The sequence below is a fragment of the Bacillus sp. 1735sda2 genome, from assembly GCF_024159245.1.
GTDB classification, from domain to species: domain Bacteria; phylum Bacillota; class Bacilli; order Bacillales; family Bacillaceae; genus Bacillus; species Bacillus pumilus_O.
On sequence record NZ_JAMYWZ010000001.1, the window covers coordinates 2,580,763 to 2,596,082 of the forward strand.

Sequence of the window (15,320 nt, forward strand, 5' to 3'; positions counted from 1 at the left end):
GTCAAAGCACAGGTGAGACTTCGCTCATCATGCTATTCAGCCATTCCTTCAGCTCTTTGGCTGAGGAATATGTTAGTGTTTGATCGAGTTCCATCAATCGTTGTTTTGCTGTATAGGATGCTGATGCCGTTAAATCTTTTTTAGGGGCATCACGTACTATTGACAGCACACCATTCTCTATTTTAACAAAACCGAGTTCAAAAAACACCTTTGTCATAAAAATCATTGTATCTTTTGTCCAGCCTCTATGTTTCGCAAGCTCCATCCCTTGTTCCTTGAGAGGGAAACTTCCTCGTTTCAACAAGAATCCATACAACCATTTGAATTGATCGCGGCTAGGGAAAGAGGACATGAAATGATCTTCTTTTCTTTGGAAAACCGTATACACTCTCGCTGGCTTTTGATTTTCTAACAGCTGCCTTAGCAAGTGTTCATCTGCAGGTACATCTGCAAAAACGACATACTTGCCTTCTACATCGAATGTTGAAACATTTTCTGCATGAACATGATGAATCGGGATATTGACTTCCTGTTTTGTATCTTCGTCAAAACAGACCACCACATATTTTTCTGGGTCAAGCGTGAAGATGGTTTTTTCCCAATCATTTTTGCCGCGCAAATCAAACAGTTGCCATTCATCTACTCGGGCATCTTTCAGCATGAGCTGAGGTTTCTTCCGGTTATTCCATTCATTAATGGACATTTCACCAATGACGGAAATGCGGCTACCTGTGACAACTTCTTCTTTTAATTGACCTTGATGAAAACCGACACAGTCAAGCAGCTTATCTTCATCTTTCAGAGACATTTTAATATGATTCTGATTTGCTCCAATTGTTCGGATTTCTTCAAGTCTCGCATCTTCAATCATAATGAACGGCTTTGGGTTTTGCATGCCAAATGGTGACAGCATCCCCATTTCTTCAATCGCTTCAACCGTCAATTCGTCTACTTTACATACGGCATCGACCCGCTGAATCGGAATAAAATCTTCCTCTGTCAACGTTTCATTCGCATATTGATTTAATCTTTCCCTTAGTAAAGGTACATCATCCGCTCGAAGTGTCATACCCGCAGCCATCGGGTGCCCGCCGAAATGCGGCAGAATGTCGCGGCATTTGCTTAAATGGAAAAATAGATCGAAGCCAGGAATACTCCGCGCTGATCCTTTTGCCATTTGCGTCTCCTCATCTATTCCAAGCACAATCGCCGGACGAGAAAATGTATCCGTCAATTTAGAAGCAACAATTCCGACAACACCCGGATTCCAGCCCGCTTTCGCTACAACAATCGCAGACTGGTCATCACCTGTCTCTTCCACCATTTGAATGGCTTCTTCTGTAATCGTACTCACAATTTTTTGACGTTCTTTATTCAGTTCTTGTACAAAACGAGCGAGTTCTTCTGCCTCATCCTTATCTTCTGTCATGAGAAGATGGACAGCTGGATCTGCCTGTTCAATTCGTCCAACAGCATTTAGCCTTGGCGCAATTTGAAAGCCGACCGTTTCCTCATTTGCTTCTTCAAGAGTAGCGCCCGCTTCTTTCAATAACGCCTTCAGCCCTAGCCTATTCGACTGCCGAAGCTGCATAAGCCCTTTTTTAGCGAGCCATCTATTTTCATCATGAAGGGGCACAAGATCCGCAATTGTCCCAATTGCTGCAAGATCTAACAGCTGAGTTGGCAGCTTTCCAAGAAGTGCATGCGCCACTTTAAACGCCACACCTACACCGGCAAGTTCTTTAAAAGGATACTCACAACCTGGCTGCTTAGGATGGACAATCGCAAGTGCCTCAGGCAGCTCCTCACTTGGTTCATGGTGATCTGTAATGATCAGGTCTAATCCTATTTCTTTTGCAATACGTGCTTCATTTACAGCTGCAATGCCTGTATCGACCGTGATGACAAGCGATGCGCCTTGCTCTTTGATATATCGAAAAGCCTGTTCATTAGGCCCGTAGCCTTCTTTAAATCGATCTGGAATATAAAAGTCTACTTTCGCAGACAACTCTTTTAATGTATGTAAAAGCACAGACGTACTTGTCACACCATCCGCATCATAGTCTCCGAAGATCACAATCGATTCCTGCTCTTCGATCGCTTTGTTGATGCGCTCTACTGCTTCTTTCATTCCTTTTAATAGAAATGGATCATGGAATTCGGCTTTTTGATCAAATAAAAAAGACCTCGCTTCTTCTACTTCTTCGAGTCCTCTTTTTACAAGAAGCGATGCAGTCAGCGCTGAAATATTCAGATTTTCAGAGAGTGATTTCACTTTTTCTTCGCTTGGATGTTCATATTCCCAGCGCATTTTGGATAATAACATAAATTCACCCCTCAACCACACTATTATACTAGAGTGGCCTGAGGGGTTTCAATTTTTATTTTATGAAATTGTGCTGGAAGATTATTTTTCCTTCCGGTCAAATGATGCTGGCTGTTCTTTTAAAGGCGTCACATTCGGTTTCTTTTGAACGTCTTTGTCGATCTTTTTATTCGAAACAGCAGGTGCAGGTGTAGTTGCACGCTCAGCTTTTAAAGCCTTTAGTTCACGTTTTAGTTTCACAATTTGGAAAATCCCTGCAAAAGCCACAATGAGTCCGCCCATGAGCACAGAACCAATAATGACAAGGATAAGCGGCCATTCAGCCGATCCAAATAAGTAGTCAACTTGCACTGGCCGCACATTGATCACGGCAAATACTGAGACAATTAATACGAAAATAAATGCGAGTATGATGGTCCATTGTTGTTTATTCATCTACATATCCCCCAAGCTTTTTCTTTTATTCTTCCCTTTTCATTGTCCTTTTTAAACACAGAAAGAAAAATAGGAAGAAAATCTATCAGCATGGGCATGAATTAGCTGCTGAGTTTTTCTTTTAATGAGGTTCTTTATTTCTTGTCTTTCTCCAGAAATAACAAGGGTATCCCCTTCTTCAATGACCGTTTCAGGTCCTGGATTTAACATTTTCTCATATGATTTTCTCACGATAGCGATGACTGTTACTTGATAGATTTGGCAGATGTTGAGGTCTCCGATTGTTTGCTGAATAGCTGGTGCATTCTTTTCAATCTTAAACCATTCAATCATCAGTTCATCAATGTCTACTTCTACAGTTTCAAGCGCTTTCGGCTTATATACCATGCCGCCTAAGATCGTTGCAATTTGTCTCTTCTTCATCGTTAAGCAAGATACCAGAAAATGCCTCAACCGGACACTTGCTTTCTATACTGGTCTAAACGTATGTCATTATAGCAAAAGACCATTTCGAGATCAATGATACCCGAAATATTTTTTCGAATCGCCTTATTTCCGGAAAAACGACAGAAAAAAGACTGCCGCTTTGGCAGTCTCTCTCAATTAAATATCTTGCTCAGTATCAATTTTCGCCGGTTTTTTCATTTCACGGCCTTTCCACATGAGCCAAATTTGCGCTGCGATATAGAGAGATGAGTACACCCCTGTTAACAGACCAACAAGTAAGGCAATGGAGAAGTTTGTAATTGACGCTGATCCAAAGATAAGGAGTGCGATTACAACGACAAGTACGGTTAATACCGTGTTGACAGATCGCGTAAAGGTTTGCTGTAAACTTAAGTTCACAATGTACGATAGATCTTCAATGGTTTTTGGTTTGCGTTTCTTCATTTGTTCACGAACCCTGTCAAAGGTGACGATCGTGTCGTTGATCGAATATCCGATGACTGTGAGGATCGCCGCAATGAAGGTGACATCTACCTCTAAACGCGTAATACTAAAGAAGGCGACGATAAAGAACGCGTCATACAACAGTGAAATAATCGCTGCAATGGCCATTTTATATTCAAAACGAACGGAGACATATAAAATGATCCCGATTGAAGCAATGATGACAGCATATAATGCATTTCGGGCAAGCTCTTTTCCAACAGTCGGAGACACTGTACTTACGTTCGGCTCCGTCCCGTATTTATCTTTGAAGTAATCTTTCACTTCAGCAATCTTTTCTTTATTCGGCACACCGACAAATCTCGCTGCTGCCTGATTTTCTTTTTGACCCGATAACACGACACTGTCTGTCTCAAGGTCCAGCTTTTTAAAGTCTTGCTCAACTTGTTCAGTTGACAGCTTGTGATCACTTTGGATATCAATTCTAGTTCCACTTGTAAAGTCAATTCCCGCATTCAGCTTGAAGATGGAAAGAACGATGATTCCCGCAATCGTGATAGTAGCTGAGAAAATCATAAATCCTTTACGTTTGCTGACGAAATCCCACTTATCAAATGGTGTTTTTGGTTCTGTGGTTTCTGTTGTTTCATGAATGTTCATAATGTCTTTTTGACGAACACCAAACCAGCCTTTTCTCCGGTCAAGATAGCGGCTTTCAACAAGTAGCCCGAGAAGGAATCTTGATAGGAAGACAGCTGTGATAAAGCTAGTTAAAATCGACAGGATGAGCATCGTTGCAAATCCTTTTACCGAGCTTGTCCCGAAGAAGAACAGCACGCCACCGGCAATAATACTTGTTAAGTTTGCGTCAAAGATGGTTGCAAAGGATCGGCGGTTTCCTGACCTGAAAGCAGAACGGACAGATTTACCGAGCTTAAGCTCCTCTTTGATTCGTTCATATGTGATGATGTTGGCATCAACCGCCATCCCTACTCCAAGAATCAACGCCGCAATTCCAGGAAGTGTCAGAACAGCACCCATCCAGTCAAATACCTGTAAAGTAATATAGATATACGTTGATAACGTAATAACAGCAATAAGACCAGGTATTCGGTAATAAAAAAGCATGAATAAGAAAATGAGGGCAATTCCCACAATCCCTGCAAAAACAGTTTCATTTAATGCCTGTTCACCGAATTGCGCACTCACTGATGTGGAGTACTTTTCAGTTAATTTCACTGGCAATGCCCCAGCATTTAAAATACTAGCAAGGTCTTTTGCCTCTTGGACAGTAAATTTCCCTTCAATTTGCACGTCACTGCTGTTAATTTCTTGATTCACATTCGGTGCAGAGACATACTTGTGGTCTGATTTTGAGACTTCTTTTTTGAAGGAATCTCCTTTGTTGTAATCAAGCCAAATGACAAGCTGGTTATTCGGCGCCATCGCCGCTACTTTTCTTGTGACGTCACCAAATTTTTTCGCATCCTTTAGTTTAACCGTCACAATTGGCTCATTCGTTTGACTGAATGTTTGTTTTGCACTGTTTTCGACTAGGTCAGCCCCGTTTAGGAGTTCTTTATCATTCGTATCTCTGAAGGATAGCTGTGCTTCAGTGGAAAGAATCTCCCTCGCTCTGTTTTGATCTTTTACTCCTGCAAGCTGCACACGGATACGATTGTTGCCTTCAATCGAGATGTTCGGCTCACTTACACCTAGCACATTGGCTCTTCGGTTCAAAGCCTCCACTGTACTGACGAGGACACTATTTGTAATCTTGTCCTCTTTTTTCACTGGATGTACATCATACAGGACTTCAAATCCACCCTGTAAATCCAGCCCTAGCGTCATATCTTTCGCAACAGGCTTTGTTAGTAAGCCTACGCCAGTTCCGATTAACAGAACCACTAAGAAAAACGCAAGAATGCGCCCTTTTTTCATTATGTATTTCCTCCTTAAACACCTGAATCCATTAAGATGGCTTATTTCAACAGTTCATCTAGCATATTCTTGCCATCTTCACTGTCCAAAAAAGCAGACGTTTTAAACGACTGAACGGTTGCATAGTTCATAAATTCGCCAATTTTCACAGATAAAATATCTGCAACCATTTCATGAATCGGATACTCTTGTTTTTTCTTCCATTTCTTATTCTCTAAGTATGACCATAATTCCTCTAAATCTACATCTTTATAGCCCAAAACGATGAATTCTTCAAGCTTACTGAACAGAAAAGGCTTTAAATGGTCTTTGTAAATTGCAGCCGGATGTTGTGTCAATGGGATGCTCCCCCTTTTCAGTTTTTATCGAGAGACTTGTCATGCTTGGACGATATACACGCATATCTTATTGTATATGATTCTATGTCGTTTGAGAAGGCAGGTGATCTTTGATTTGACGAAGCAAACGTTTTTAAAGGGAACGATTATTTTAATTTTAGCAGGTTTTATCACGAGAATATTGGGTTTTGTCAATCGAATTGTGATTGCAAGGTTCATTGGCGAAGAAGGAGTCGGGCTTTATATGATGGCTGCTCCTACCTTTTTTCTCGCTGTGACGCTGACACAATTCGGACTGCCTGTCGCTATAAGTAAGCTTGTCGCAGAAGCAGAAGCCCGCGGAGACAAACAGAAAACAAAACGAATTCTTGTCATGTCTCTTGCAGTAACAGGGACACTCAGCCTGATATTCACGCCGCTCTTTTTATGGTTTGCGCCCATCATGGCAGAAAATATGCTGACAGATCCTAGAACGGTTTATCCACTACTTGCTATTACGCCTGTTGTCCCAGTCATCGCTATTTCCAGTGTACTGAGAGGTTATTTTCAAGGTAGACAGCAAATGAGCCCGCTTGCCATATCTCAAGTGCTGGAACAGGTTGCAAGAATTTCTCTAGTAGCCGTATGTACAACAGCTTTTCTTCCTTATGGGATTGAATTTGCGGCAGCAGGTGCGATGATTTCATCTGTCATTGGCGAGATGATTTCACTTGCTTATTTACTAATTGCCTTTCGTTACAAAAAGACCATTCGCATTCGAAAACGATTTTTCAAGGCAATTCATGACGGTAAGGACACATTTAAGCAGCTGATGAGTATTGCCCTGCCAACAACAGGCAGCCGTTTTATCGGGAATATTTCGTGGTTTTTAGAGCCGATAGTTGTCGCGCAAAGTCTTGCGATTGCTGGATACGCGGCTGTTGAGGCGACAAGGCAGTACGGGGAGTTGACCGGGCTTGCACTGACTCTTTTGACACTGCCTAGCTTTATTACGTATTCTCTCTCCACTGCACTGGTCCCGGCGATCAGTGAAGGAATGGAGCAGAACAAACGCAAAACGGTCGAATACAGGCTGAAGCAGGCGATGCGTCTTTGTCTACTCAGTGGAGGTATTTCCTGTATTATTCTTTTTGTTTACGCAGAAGATTTAACACTCTTTATGTATGGTTCATCGCATGCGGCAATTTATGTGAAATTCATGGCTCCATTTTTTCTATTATATTATTTTCAAGGGCCGCTTCAAGCCGTCTTGCAAGCACTCAATTTAGCTGGTGCGGCGATGACGAACAGTCTGATAGGTGCTGTCGTGAAAACAGGAATGATCTTTGTTCTTGCCTCGCAGCCAGGTTTTGGCATTATGGGGGCAGCACTTGCCATTTTAATCGGCATCGTCCTTGTCACGCTGCTTCATGCGGCAACTGTCGGTAAAGTACTGCCTATTCATTTACCAATAAAAGAATATGGGGTATGCGTTCTTGTGATTATCGGTACTGGGGCTGTGAGCCTTTGGCTGAAGTCTCAAATGAACGGATTCTTCTCTGCCCCTATTGAGCTCGTTATGCTGATTTTTGTAACGTGCGCGCTGTATGTCATTCTATTAATCTGTCTCGGTCTAGTGAAGAAAGAAGAGCTGCTCCGCATCCCGTTGATTGGGAAGCTGCTCTAGCTCATCTTTTTTTGACCACTTCATCTTTCAAATCAATATAAAATGTCTTTTGATTAAAGCTGCAGTATGAAATCTGCTCTATATCATGATAGCCCCTTTGGGACAGCTCATCTTTCAGCCACTGTTCATTTTGATTAATTTGCTTCAAATGATCGTGTTGTACAACGCCATCAGCAATAAGTGGCAGCTCCAGCGCTCCGTGTGTGTGCTTGTTCTCTTTTTCAACGACCGCGAGCTTTCCGGATGGCTCTAAAATGGCATAAGACACATCCTGAATGCTATCGATGTTGTTTTCTCTTAATTGAATGAGCAAGTCATCAAAGTTGTATCGCTGTTTTCTCATCGCACCTTCGTCAATTTTTCCATTAATAATAAGCAGGACCGGTTTGCCGTCAAGAAAGCGCCGGACACCTTGGAATTTCAACGAGAGGTAGGCCAGTGTGATTTGAATGAAGGTTAACAGCAGGATCGGCCATATCGTATGTAACATGTGATCCTCGACTTCTTCTATAGCGAGAACTGCAATTTCTGCAATCATCATAAAAATGACAAGATCTAAAATGCTTAATTCTCCAATCTCTCTTTTGCCCATTAACCGAAAAATAAACCAAATGAGAAAATATAAAATGATTGTTCTCATGGAGATAATCAAGATGTCCTGCATATGATGTAAACCCTCCTTCTCTCATATAGGTTGTGTCAAAACCCTTTATTTATGTAGAAAAGAAAGCCTCTGTTTTTATCGTGAGAAACATGTCTATTTTTTCTTCTATGTGAATACATTTTAGTAAAAGACAAGCTTCGGTCAATTGGAGAGGAGACGAATCACATGCAGGAAACGAAACAAATCGGAAAAGGGATTTTATCCGGCTTAATGGCGATTTTTATCGTCATGATTGTCACAAGCTTACTTGTATCGCTTATGCTTACCTTCACAAGTATGCAGGAAGCATCGTTTAAATGGATGATTATGATTTTGTCCTTTGTGGCACTTTTATTAGGGGGGATCATTTCTGGAGGAAAAGCAAAGGAGCGCGGCTGGCTCATTGGTGCGATCACTTCGCTGACCTTTTCTCTCACTGTATTCTTGTTTCAATATTTAGGGTTTGGAGAAACTTTTTCACCAGAGCAGTTCATCTATCATGGGGCATTTTTAGGCATTTGTATGTTCGGCGGAATGATTGGCGTCAATCTTCGAGGCAAATAAAAAAAGAGCGGATCTATATCGCTCTTTTTTTTATGGCTATGTATCGGAGGATTAGCCTTTGTCAGCTAATTCTCTAATAGCACGACGATCGAAAGTTAAACGGTTGTTTTCGCTTGTTTTGATGACCACTTTTGATTCATCAATGTAGTCGATTTCACCGTGTAAACCACCGATTGTGACGATTTTATCGCCTTTTGATAAAGATTGCTGCATCTGACGCACAGCTTTTTGTTGCTTTTGCTGTGGACGGATTAATAAGAAGTAAAGCACAGCAAACATGACAACAATCATAATGATTGAACCCATACCACCATCCATTCTATTTCACCCCTTTCTAAAGCATTGTAAAGCTTTTCGTTTATGCGTTAAAAGTTTTTCGCATTCGGTTCGTTAAAGCCGTAACGCTCAAAAAACTCTTCTTTAAAATCACCTAAACGATCCTCACGGATAGCTTCTCTTACTTGCCCCATTAATTTTAACAGAAAATGAAGATTATGATAAGTTGTTAATCGAATTCCGAACGTTTCATTTGTTTTGATCAAATGTCTAATATAAGCGCGTGTGTAGTTTTTACATGTGTAGCAGTCACAATTTTCATCGATTGGTCTAAAATCACGCTCATATTTTGCATTTTTCACAACAAGACGTCCTTCGCTCGTCATGAGCGTACCGTTTCTCGCAATTCGTGTTGGCAATACGCAGTCAAACATATCTACACCCCGAATAGCACCGTCAATTAAGGAATCTGGCGAGCCGACGCCCATTAAGTACCTTGGCTTGTCTGCTGGTAACAATGGCGTTGTGAACTCAAGTACACGGTTCATCACATCTTTTGGTTCCCCAACAGATAAACCTCCGATAGCGTAGCCTGGGAAATCAAGTGACACGAGATCTTTTGCACTTTGTTTACGAAGCTCTTCGTATTCTCCGCCTTGGATGATTCCAAACAGCCCTTGATCCTCTGGGCGCTGATGCGCTTCTAGACAGCGTTCTGCCCATCTGCTTGTCCGCTCTACAGAACGTTTCATGTAATCGTATTCTGCTGGATATGGCGGGCATTCATCAAATGCCATCATAATATCAGAGCCAAGCGCATTTTGGATGTCCATCGCCTTCTCAGGAGAAAGGAACAGCTTATCTCCATTTAAGTGATTACGGAAGTGAACGCCTTCTTCTTCAATTTTTCTAAATTCACTCAAAGAGAACACTTGGAATCCGCCTGAATCGGTTAAAATCGCTCGATCCCAGTTCATAAATTTGTGCAGACCGCCTGCTTCTTTCACAATGTCATGCCCCGGACGGAGCCATAGGTGGTACGTATTGCTTAAGATGATACCTGCTTCCATTGCCTTTAGTTCTTCAGGTGCCATCGTTTTGACTGTAGCCAGTGTACCTACCGGCATAAATACAGGCGTGTCAAATGAGCCGTGCGGTGTATGAACGCGCCCGAGTCGTGCACCTGTTTGTTTGCATGATTTAATGAACTCATAACGTATCGGTAATTGCGACAAAATGAGCCCTCCTGTCTTTGTTGTATGATGTTATTGAATCAGCATGGCATCGCCAAAACTGAAGAAACGGTATTCCTCTTTTACAGCCTCATTGTACGCTTTTAGGACATGCTCTCGCCCAGCTAATGCACTGACAAGCATGATTAACGAGGATTTTGGCAGATGGAAATTCGTGATCATGCCATCAATTGCCTTGAATGTATAACCTGGGTAAATAAAGATTGACGTCCAGCCGCTTGATGCTTTGAATTCGCCATCATGCGCACTTGCAATGGTTTCGAGCGTTCTTGTTGACGTTGTCCCCACTGAAATAATCCGCCCGCCTTCCTTGCGAACGCGATTAAGCTCAGCCGCTGTTTCTTCATTCATTTCGTAAAACTCTGCGTGCATTTCGTGTTCTTCAATACGATCTGCACTGACCGGACGAAAAGTACCAAGTCCCACGTGCAGTGTAATGAATGCAATGTGCACACCCTTTTCTTTCAGCGCATCCAGCAACTCGTTTGTAAAGTGAAGACCAGCAGTTGGAGCAGCAGCGGAGCCGACCTCTTTTGAATACACCGTTTGATAGCGTTCACGATCGTCAAGCTGTTCTTTAATATAAGGAGGTAGCGGCATTTCCCCAAGAGATTCAAGGACTTCATAAAAAATGCCAGTATACTGAAACTCAACTTTTCTGCCGCCATGTTCTAATTCTTCTGTACATACCGCTTGAAGCCGTCCATCACCAAATGTGATCACTGTTCCTTTTTTCACTCGTTTGGCTGGTTTTACAAGTGTTTCCCATTTGTCTCCTTCCTCTTGTTTTAAGAGAAGAAGTTCAACTTTTGCACCTGTATCCTCTTTCATTCCAAACAACCGTGCCGGCAGAACGCGTGTATTATTTAAAACGAGACAATCACCCGTTTGAAAATAATCAGTAGTTTGTGAGAATGTATCGTGTGTCACCTCACCCGTTTGTTTGTTTAAGACCATCAGTCTTGATGCGTCTCGTTTTTCAAGCGGTACTTGTGCAATTAATCTTTCTGGTAAATCAAAATCAAATAGTTCTAACTTCATTTCCTTCACCTATTCTGTAGTTAACTAGTTAACGTTATTTCATCCGTCCAAAGATATTCAGTAATATCGTGAGCACGATGCTAATGACAATGCAAGTGATCACAGGAAAAAAGAACGTCACATTTCCTTTTTTCACAAAAATATCACCTGGAAGCTTACCAACCAATTGAAATATTAATCCTGCGGCAAAAAGGACACCACCTAAAATCATCAATATTTTAGGGAATTCAGTCACGAATCGGAACCTCCATTTGAAAGTGTTCATACGCTTCTCTTGTGACGACTCGTCCTCTTGGTGTTCTTTGCAGGAAACCAATTTGCAGTAAATACGGTTCGTACACATCTTCAATCGTATGTGATTCTTCTCCAATTGTCGCTGAGATTGTGTCAAGCCCAACAGGACCGCCTCTAAATTTTTCAATCATACTTAAAAGCAGCTTATGATCGATATGATCAAGACCAAGCTTGTCGACTTGAAGGCGCTCAAGGGCATCTTCCGCAATGTCCTCGGTAATCGAATGATTTCCAAGCACCTGGGCAAAATCTCTTACTCTTCTGAGTAGACGATTGGCAACCCTCGGCGTACCGCGGGAACGTCTTGCGATCTCTTCGGCTGAGCGAAGATCAATTCCAATCTCGAACAGCTCTGCTGTTCTTGAAACAATGTGAGCCAAATCTCTTTGCTCATAGTATTCCAATCTTGCATGTACCCCAAACCTGTCACGAAGCGGCGCTGTTAAAAGCCCAACACGGGTTGTAGCACCTACAAGTGTAAATGGCGGTAAATCAAGCCGTACAGAGCGCGCTGTATCTCCTTTGCCAATGACGATATCTAAACAAAAATCCTCCATTGCTGGATAAAGTACTTCCTCAATTGAACGCTGCAAGCGATGAATTTCATCTATAAACAACACATCACCTGGCTCAAGAGACGTTAAAATCGCCGCCAAATCACCAGGACGTTCAATCGCTGGTCCAGATGTTGTACGCAGCTGAACATTCATTTCATTGGCAATAATTGACGCAAGCGTCGTTTTCCCGAGTCCGGGCGGTCCGTATAAGAGGACGTGATCGAGCGTTTCCTGCCTCATACGGGCAGCTTCAATAAACACACTGAGGTTATCCTTAACTTTTTGCTGACCGATATATTGGCTAAGTGTCTGAGGCCGCAGACTTTGCTCAATGGCTGATTCATGGTTGTCTGCTTCAGTTGAGACGAGCCGTTCATCCATGAGACATCACCCTATTTCAACATTTTTTGTAAAGCTTTTTTCACATATTGATCGGTTGTGAGATTCTTTTCTTCTTTTAACAATGGATATACCTTTTTAATTTCGCGATCACCGTATCCAAGAACACTTAAGGCTTCAAGCGCTTCGTCTAATGCCGTTTGCTGCGTTTCGACCTGAATATGGTCCTCGTGATTAAATAGATTGCCAATCATTTCTGGAACAACATCCGCTAGCTTTCCTTTTAGATCGAGAATGATTTGGCGAGCTGTCTTTTTGCCAACGCCAGGGAACTTAATCAGGAACGCTTCATCTTCACGTTCTATCGCTGAGATCACAGCGCCAGGATCACCGGAAGCAAGAATCGCTAGAGCCCCCTTCGGCCCAATCCCTGTGACATTTAACAGTTTTGTGAACAGCGCTTTTTCTTCTCGTGTTTGAAATCCATATAACGAGAAAGCGTCTTCCTTTATGTAATGATACGTATAAATCGTTTCTTGTTTATTGATTTGATAGATAAACGGGTTTGGGCTATAGACTTGATATCCCACTCCGCCGTTTTCTATGACAATATATTGCGGACACACATAATCAATGGTCCCTTTTACAAACTCTATCACCGTTTTCACCTCTTTGACTGTTCTTCATTGTAACATAAATCGAGAAGAAAACCGCAATAAAAGTTAACATACGTTCGCTCAATCCATTTTTACGATGACACCACGAAAAACAGCTTGCGGCCTTCACACCAGCAAGCTGTTATACGCGTTAAAACGATATTTCATTTCGGTAAGGCTTCATGACTTCAAGCACATGCTCAAATTCATCCTTTGTTCGAAAAGGAATGCCTTGCTCAAGCTGCTCCTCCACATGACTTTCTAAACGGGACGTATCAATTTGAAAAAAGAGATGAATGGGCTCCGCCCAGCCGTCAGGCCTTCCATGAAACGTAGAAATCACACCGTCCTCTGATAATCCGATATATCCATTTGCTTTACTTAATGGAGAGATATCATCAATTTGCTTTCTAAAAAGCGCAAAATCCTCTTTCTGTTCTACTAGCGTCCAGCCTTTATACTGCGACCAGAATGTGTCTTTGTCTTCTAATGATGCCCGGTGTCTTTCAATACTCACATCTCCGTCTAGATAGACTTTTTCAAGCTGTACGGTGATCGAGTTTGACTGCTTTTGCAAGTGTTCTTTTCCCTCCATATCCGCAGCGAAAAAAAGCACACTTGTCATGATAAGTCCTGTAACGAAACATTTCATCTTCACTTTCACTATTTACACCTCTTTAAAACATGAGATCGATGCATGACATATGTAGTTTGACCCATTTTTCTAAACATTAACCAAATCGATGATATGAATATATGGGAAGAGTCTTTCGTTGTATCCTTCATTCGTAAATGGTATGTTTTATACAATCCATTGCTTTATCGAATGCTCGGTTTTTCATCATTCGTTTTTCAGCCGCATAAACTGAAACCAAAGAAGGTGAAGTCAATGTCAGAAGTCAAAAGATTAGCCGAATCGATTCAGTATCATGAGGATAAACGTCTTCATAAGCTTGCCTTTAAACCGGCAGAGCTTGAGCTGTGCGGCAAAGGAAGAAGTGCCTATGTCTTTTCATACAAAAAAGACGGCAAGAAAATGGCGCTAAAAGTCTTTTTCCCTTCTTATCAACATATTGCCCGCAAAGAAGCCGCCATTTATGAAAAACTCTCTGGTTCGTCTTACTACCCTGAGATTTATGAATCTGGGGATCAGTATATTTTAATGGAATATATTAAAGGAAATACTTTTTATGAATGCCTCACAAAGGGGATTCCTATTAAAAAACAAATGATTGAACAAGTCGATGATGCGCTAGAAGAAGCACGCGAGAAAGGGTTGAACCCTTCTGACATTCACCTGCGGAATCTGATCTTAACAAAGGAAGGACAGGTCAGGGTCATCGACGTTGCCCGTTTCACACAAACAAAAGCATGCCATCAATGGGATGACTTAAAAGCCGCTTACGCTTATTATCAAAAGCCTTTTTTTCCGAAAAAAGCACCACGGCTATGGCTTGAAGTGATTGCTTATTTTTATAAAAAGAACTGGCTGTCCCGTGGTCAGCTTAATAATCGGAATGATTTCTCTGCATAATGAAAGCCGCTCTTACCGAGCGGCTTTTCTATGTCAATCTGTTTCTGTTTCAACATGGATGCTATTCACATTTAATAAGTTAATGATTTCATTATTCAGCTTAAACCAATGATTGGCTTCTTCAATTTTCTTATACACATCATAGGTAGCTGGACGTTTTAGCTCGAAATCAAGCACTTCCCCATTGTTCATATGAAATGTTACCTTAAATACTTTCATCATAAGATCACCTTCCACTCTCTCTTGTTAGCTGGCCAAATAGATCGGCTCTTTTCATTCATTCTCTACTCAACTCGTTTCCCCTCCTTCTTTCCTTTCAAACACAAGAAGTTTAAATTTTGTTTAAATTCAAACAACATCTCTATCTCTCTTCTTTGCAAAGAAGTATATTATTTAAAAAGGAGGTTTTCTTTATGAAACGGAAAAAGAAACGAACATCTCCAGAAAGACAAACAGTCTTGTTTCATTTAACAGATGCCCTCATTCCAAGTCTGGACATGATAGGGGTTGCATTAAAGGCATTTTTCCACCTCTTAAGAAAAACCTTTTCCGTGATCTGATATAAA

At 41.6% G+C, this 15,320-nt stretch carries 17 protein-coding genes and 1 pseudogene; 4 read left to right on the plus strand and 14 right to left on the minus strand.

What is annotated here, in order from left to right:
- Position 1: 1 nt before the first annotated feature.
- The 5 genes and pseudogenes from recJ to NKR21_RS13410 form a co-directional block, all read right to left on the minus strand.
- Positions 2-2,326 carry a single-stranded-DNA-specific exonuclease RecJ gene (recJ, locus tag NKR21_RS13390; protein ID WP_012010733.1) on the minus strand — a complete coding sequence of 775 codons (2,325 nt, stop codon included), beginning with the start codon at positions 2,324-2,326 and terminating at the stop codon, positions 2-4.
- An 81-nt stretch (positions 2,327-2,407) separates the two neighbouring features.
- On the minus strand, positions 2,408-2,761 hold the full coding sequence (locus NKR21_RS13395; RefSeq protein WP_144455767.1) for a LapA family protein: 354 nt from the start codon (positions 2,759-2,761) through the stop codon (positions 2,408-2,410).
- A 51-nt stretch (positions 2,762-2,812) separates the two neighbouring features.
- Positions 2,813-3,212: pseudogene (locus NKR21_RS13400) on the minus strand (cation:proton antiporter regulatory subunit); the annotation flags it as partial.
- A 152-nt stretch (positions 3,213-3,364) separates the two neighbouring features.
- Positions 3,365-5,593 carry a protein translocase subunit SecDF gene (gene secDF / locus NKR21_RS13405; RefSeq protein ID WP_144455763.1) on the minus strand — a complete coding sequence of 743 codons (2,229 nt, stop codon included), beginning with the start codon at positions 5,591-5,593 and terminating at the stop codon, positions 3,365-3,367.
- 41 nt (positions 5,594-5,634) lie between these two features.
- On the minus strand, positions 5,635-5,931 hold the full coding sequence (locus NKR21_RS13410; RefSeq protein ID WP_003216788.1) for a post-transcriptional regulator: 297 nt from the start codon (positions 5,929-5,931) through the stop codon (positions 5,635-5,637).
- 115 nt (positions 5,932-6,046) lie between these two features.
- On the opposite strand from NKR21_RS13410, the gene spoVB reads away from it, so the two are divergent.
- Entirely contained in the window at positions 6,047-7,597 is a 1,551-nt protein-coding gene (gene spoVB / locus NKR21_RS13415) for a stage V sporulation protein B (protein WP_144455761.1), read from the plus strand.
- Position 7,598: 1 nt separating this feature from the next.
- On the opposite strand, the gene NKR21_RS13420 is transcribed toward spoVB, so the two are convergent.
- The gene (locus NKR21_RS13420) at positions 7,599-8,261 is read right to left on the minus strand and encodes a DUF421 domain-containing protein (RefSeq protein WP_253602523.1); all 663 of its coding nucleotides are present in this window, start codon (positions 8,259-8,261) and stop codon (positions 7,599-7,601) included.
- 165 nt (positions 8,262-8,426) lie between these two features.
- Between NKR21_RS13420 and NKR21_RS13425 the strand changes: the two genes are divergently transcribed.
- Positions 8,427-8,804 (plus strand): TIGR04086 family membrane protein, encoded by a 378-nt coding sequence (locus NKR21_RS13425; RefSeq protein WP_144455757.1) that lies wholly within the window; start codon positions 8,427-8,429, stop codon positions 8,802-8,804.
- Between the two features lie 51 nt (positions 8,805-8,855).
- On the opposite strand, the gene yajC is transcribed toward NKR21_RS13425, so the two are convergent.
- The 7 genes from yajC to NKR21_RS13460 form a co-directional block, all read right to left on the minus strand.
- Positions 8,856-9,122: a preprotein translocase subunit YajC gene (gene yajC, locus NKR21_RS13430; RefSeq protein ID WP_003216659.1), complete on the minus strand. Its 267-nt coding sequence runs from the start codon at positions 9,120-9,122 to the stop codon at positions 8,856-8,858.
- Positions 9,123-9,169: 47 nt separating this feature from the next.
- Positions 9,170-10,315, minus strand: coding sequence for a tRNA guanosine(34) transglycosylase Tgt (gene tgt, locus NKR21_RS13435; protein ID WP_144455755.1), 1,146 nt, complete (start codon positions 10,313-10,315; stop codon positions 9,170-9,172).
- Positions 10,316-10,345: 30 nt separating this feature from the next.
- Positions 10,346-11,374: a tRNA preQ1(34) S-adenosylmethionine ribosyltransferase-isomerase QueA gene (gene queA, locus NKR21_RS13440; RefSeq protein WP_144455753.1), complete on the minus strand. Its 1,029-nt coding sequence runs from the start codon at positions 11,372-11,374 to the stop codon at positions 10,346-10,348.
- Positions 11,375-11,408: 34 nt separating this feature from the next.
- Positions 11,409-11,609 (minus strand): DUF2905 domain-containing protein, encoded by a 201-nt coding sequence (locus NKR21_RS13445; protein WP_142945542.1) that lies wholly within the window; start codon positions 11,607-11,609, stop codon positions 11,409-11,411.
- Complete coding sequence (ruvB, locus tag NKR21_RS13450) at positions 11,602-12,606, minus strand: Holliday junction branch migration DNA helicase RuvB (protein WP_012010742.1); 1,005 nt, start codon at positions 12,604-12,606, stop codon at positions 11,602-11,604. Before ruvB ends, NKR21_RS13445 begins: the two co-directional genes overlap by 8 nt.
- An 11-nt stretch (positions 12,607-12,617) precedes the next feature.
- Complete coding sequence (gene ruvA / locus NKR21_RS13455; RefSeq protein WP_144455751.1) at positions 12,618-13,223, minus strand: Holliday junction branch migration protein RuvA; 606 nt, start codon at positions 13,221-13,223, stop codon at positions 12,618-12,620.
- 148 nt (positions 13,224-13,371) lie between these two features.
- Positions 13,372-13,872, minus strand: a complete 501-nt coding sequence (locus tag NKR21_RS13460; protein ID WP_176372696.1) for an intercompartmental signaling factor BofC — start codon at positions 13,870-13,872, stop codon at positions 13,372-13,374.
- Positions 13,873-14,109: 237 nt separating this feature from the next.
- Between NKR21_RS13460 and NKR21_RS13465 the strand changes: the two genes are divergently transcribed.
- Positions 14,110-14,754 (plus strand): serine/threonine protein kinase, encoded by a 645-nt coding sequence (locus tag NKR21_RS13465; RefSeq protein ID WP_012010745.1) that lies wholly within the window; start codon positions 14,110-14,112, stop codon positions 14,752-14,754.
- Between the two features lie 33 nt (positions 14,755-14,787).
- Here the strand turns inward: NKR21_RS13465 and NKR21_RS13470 are convergent, their stop codons facing one another.
- Positions 14,788-14,976, minus strand: coding sequence for a hypothetical protein (locus tag NKR21_RS13470; RefSeq protein WP_088002195.1), 189 nt, complete (start codon positions 14,974-14,976; stop codon positions 14,788-14,790).
- A 191-nt stretch (positions 14,977-15,167) separates the two neighbouring features.
- On the opposite strand from NKR21_RS13470, the gene NKR21_RS13475 reads away from it, so the two are divergent.
- Positions 15,168-15,314 carry a hypothetical protein gene (locus tag NKR21_RS13475; protein ID WP_012010747.1) on the plus strand — a complete coding sequence of 49 codons (147 nt, stop codon included), beginning with the start codon at positions 15,168-15,170 and terminating at the stop codon, positions 15,312-15,314.
- Positions 15,315-15,320: the final 6 nt, after the last annotated feature.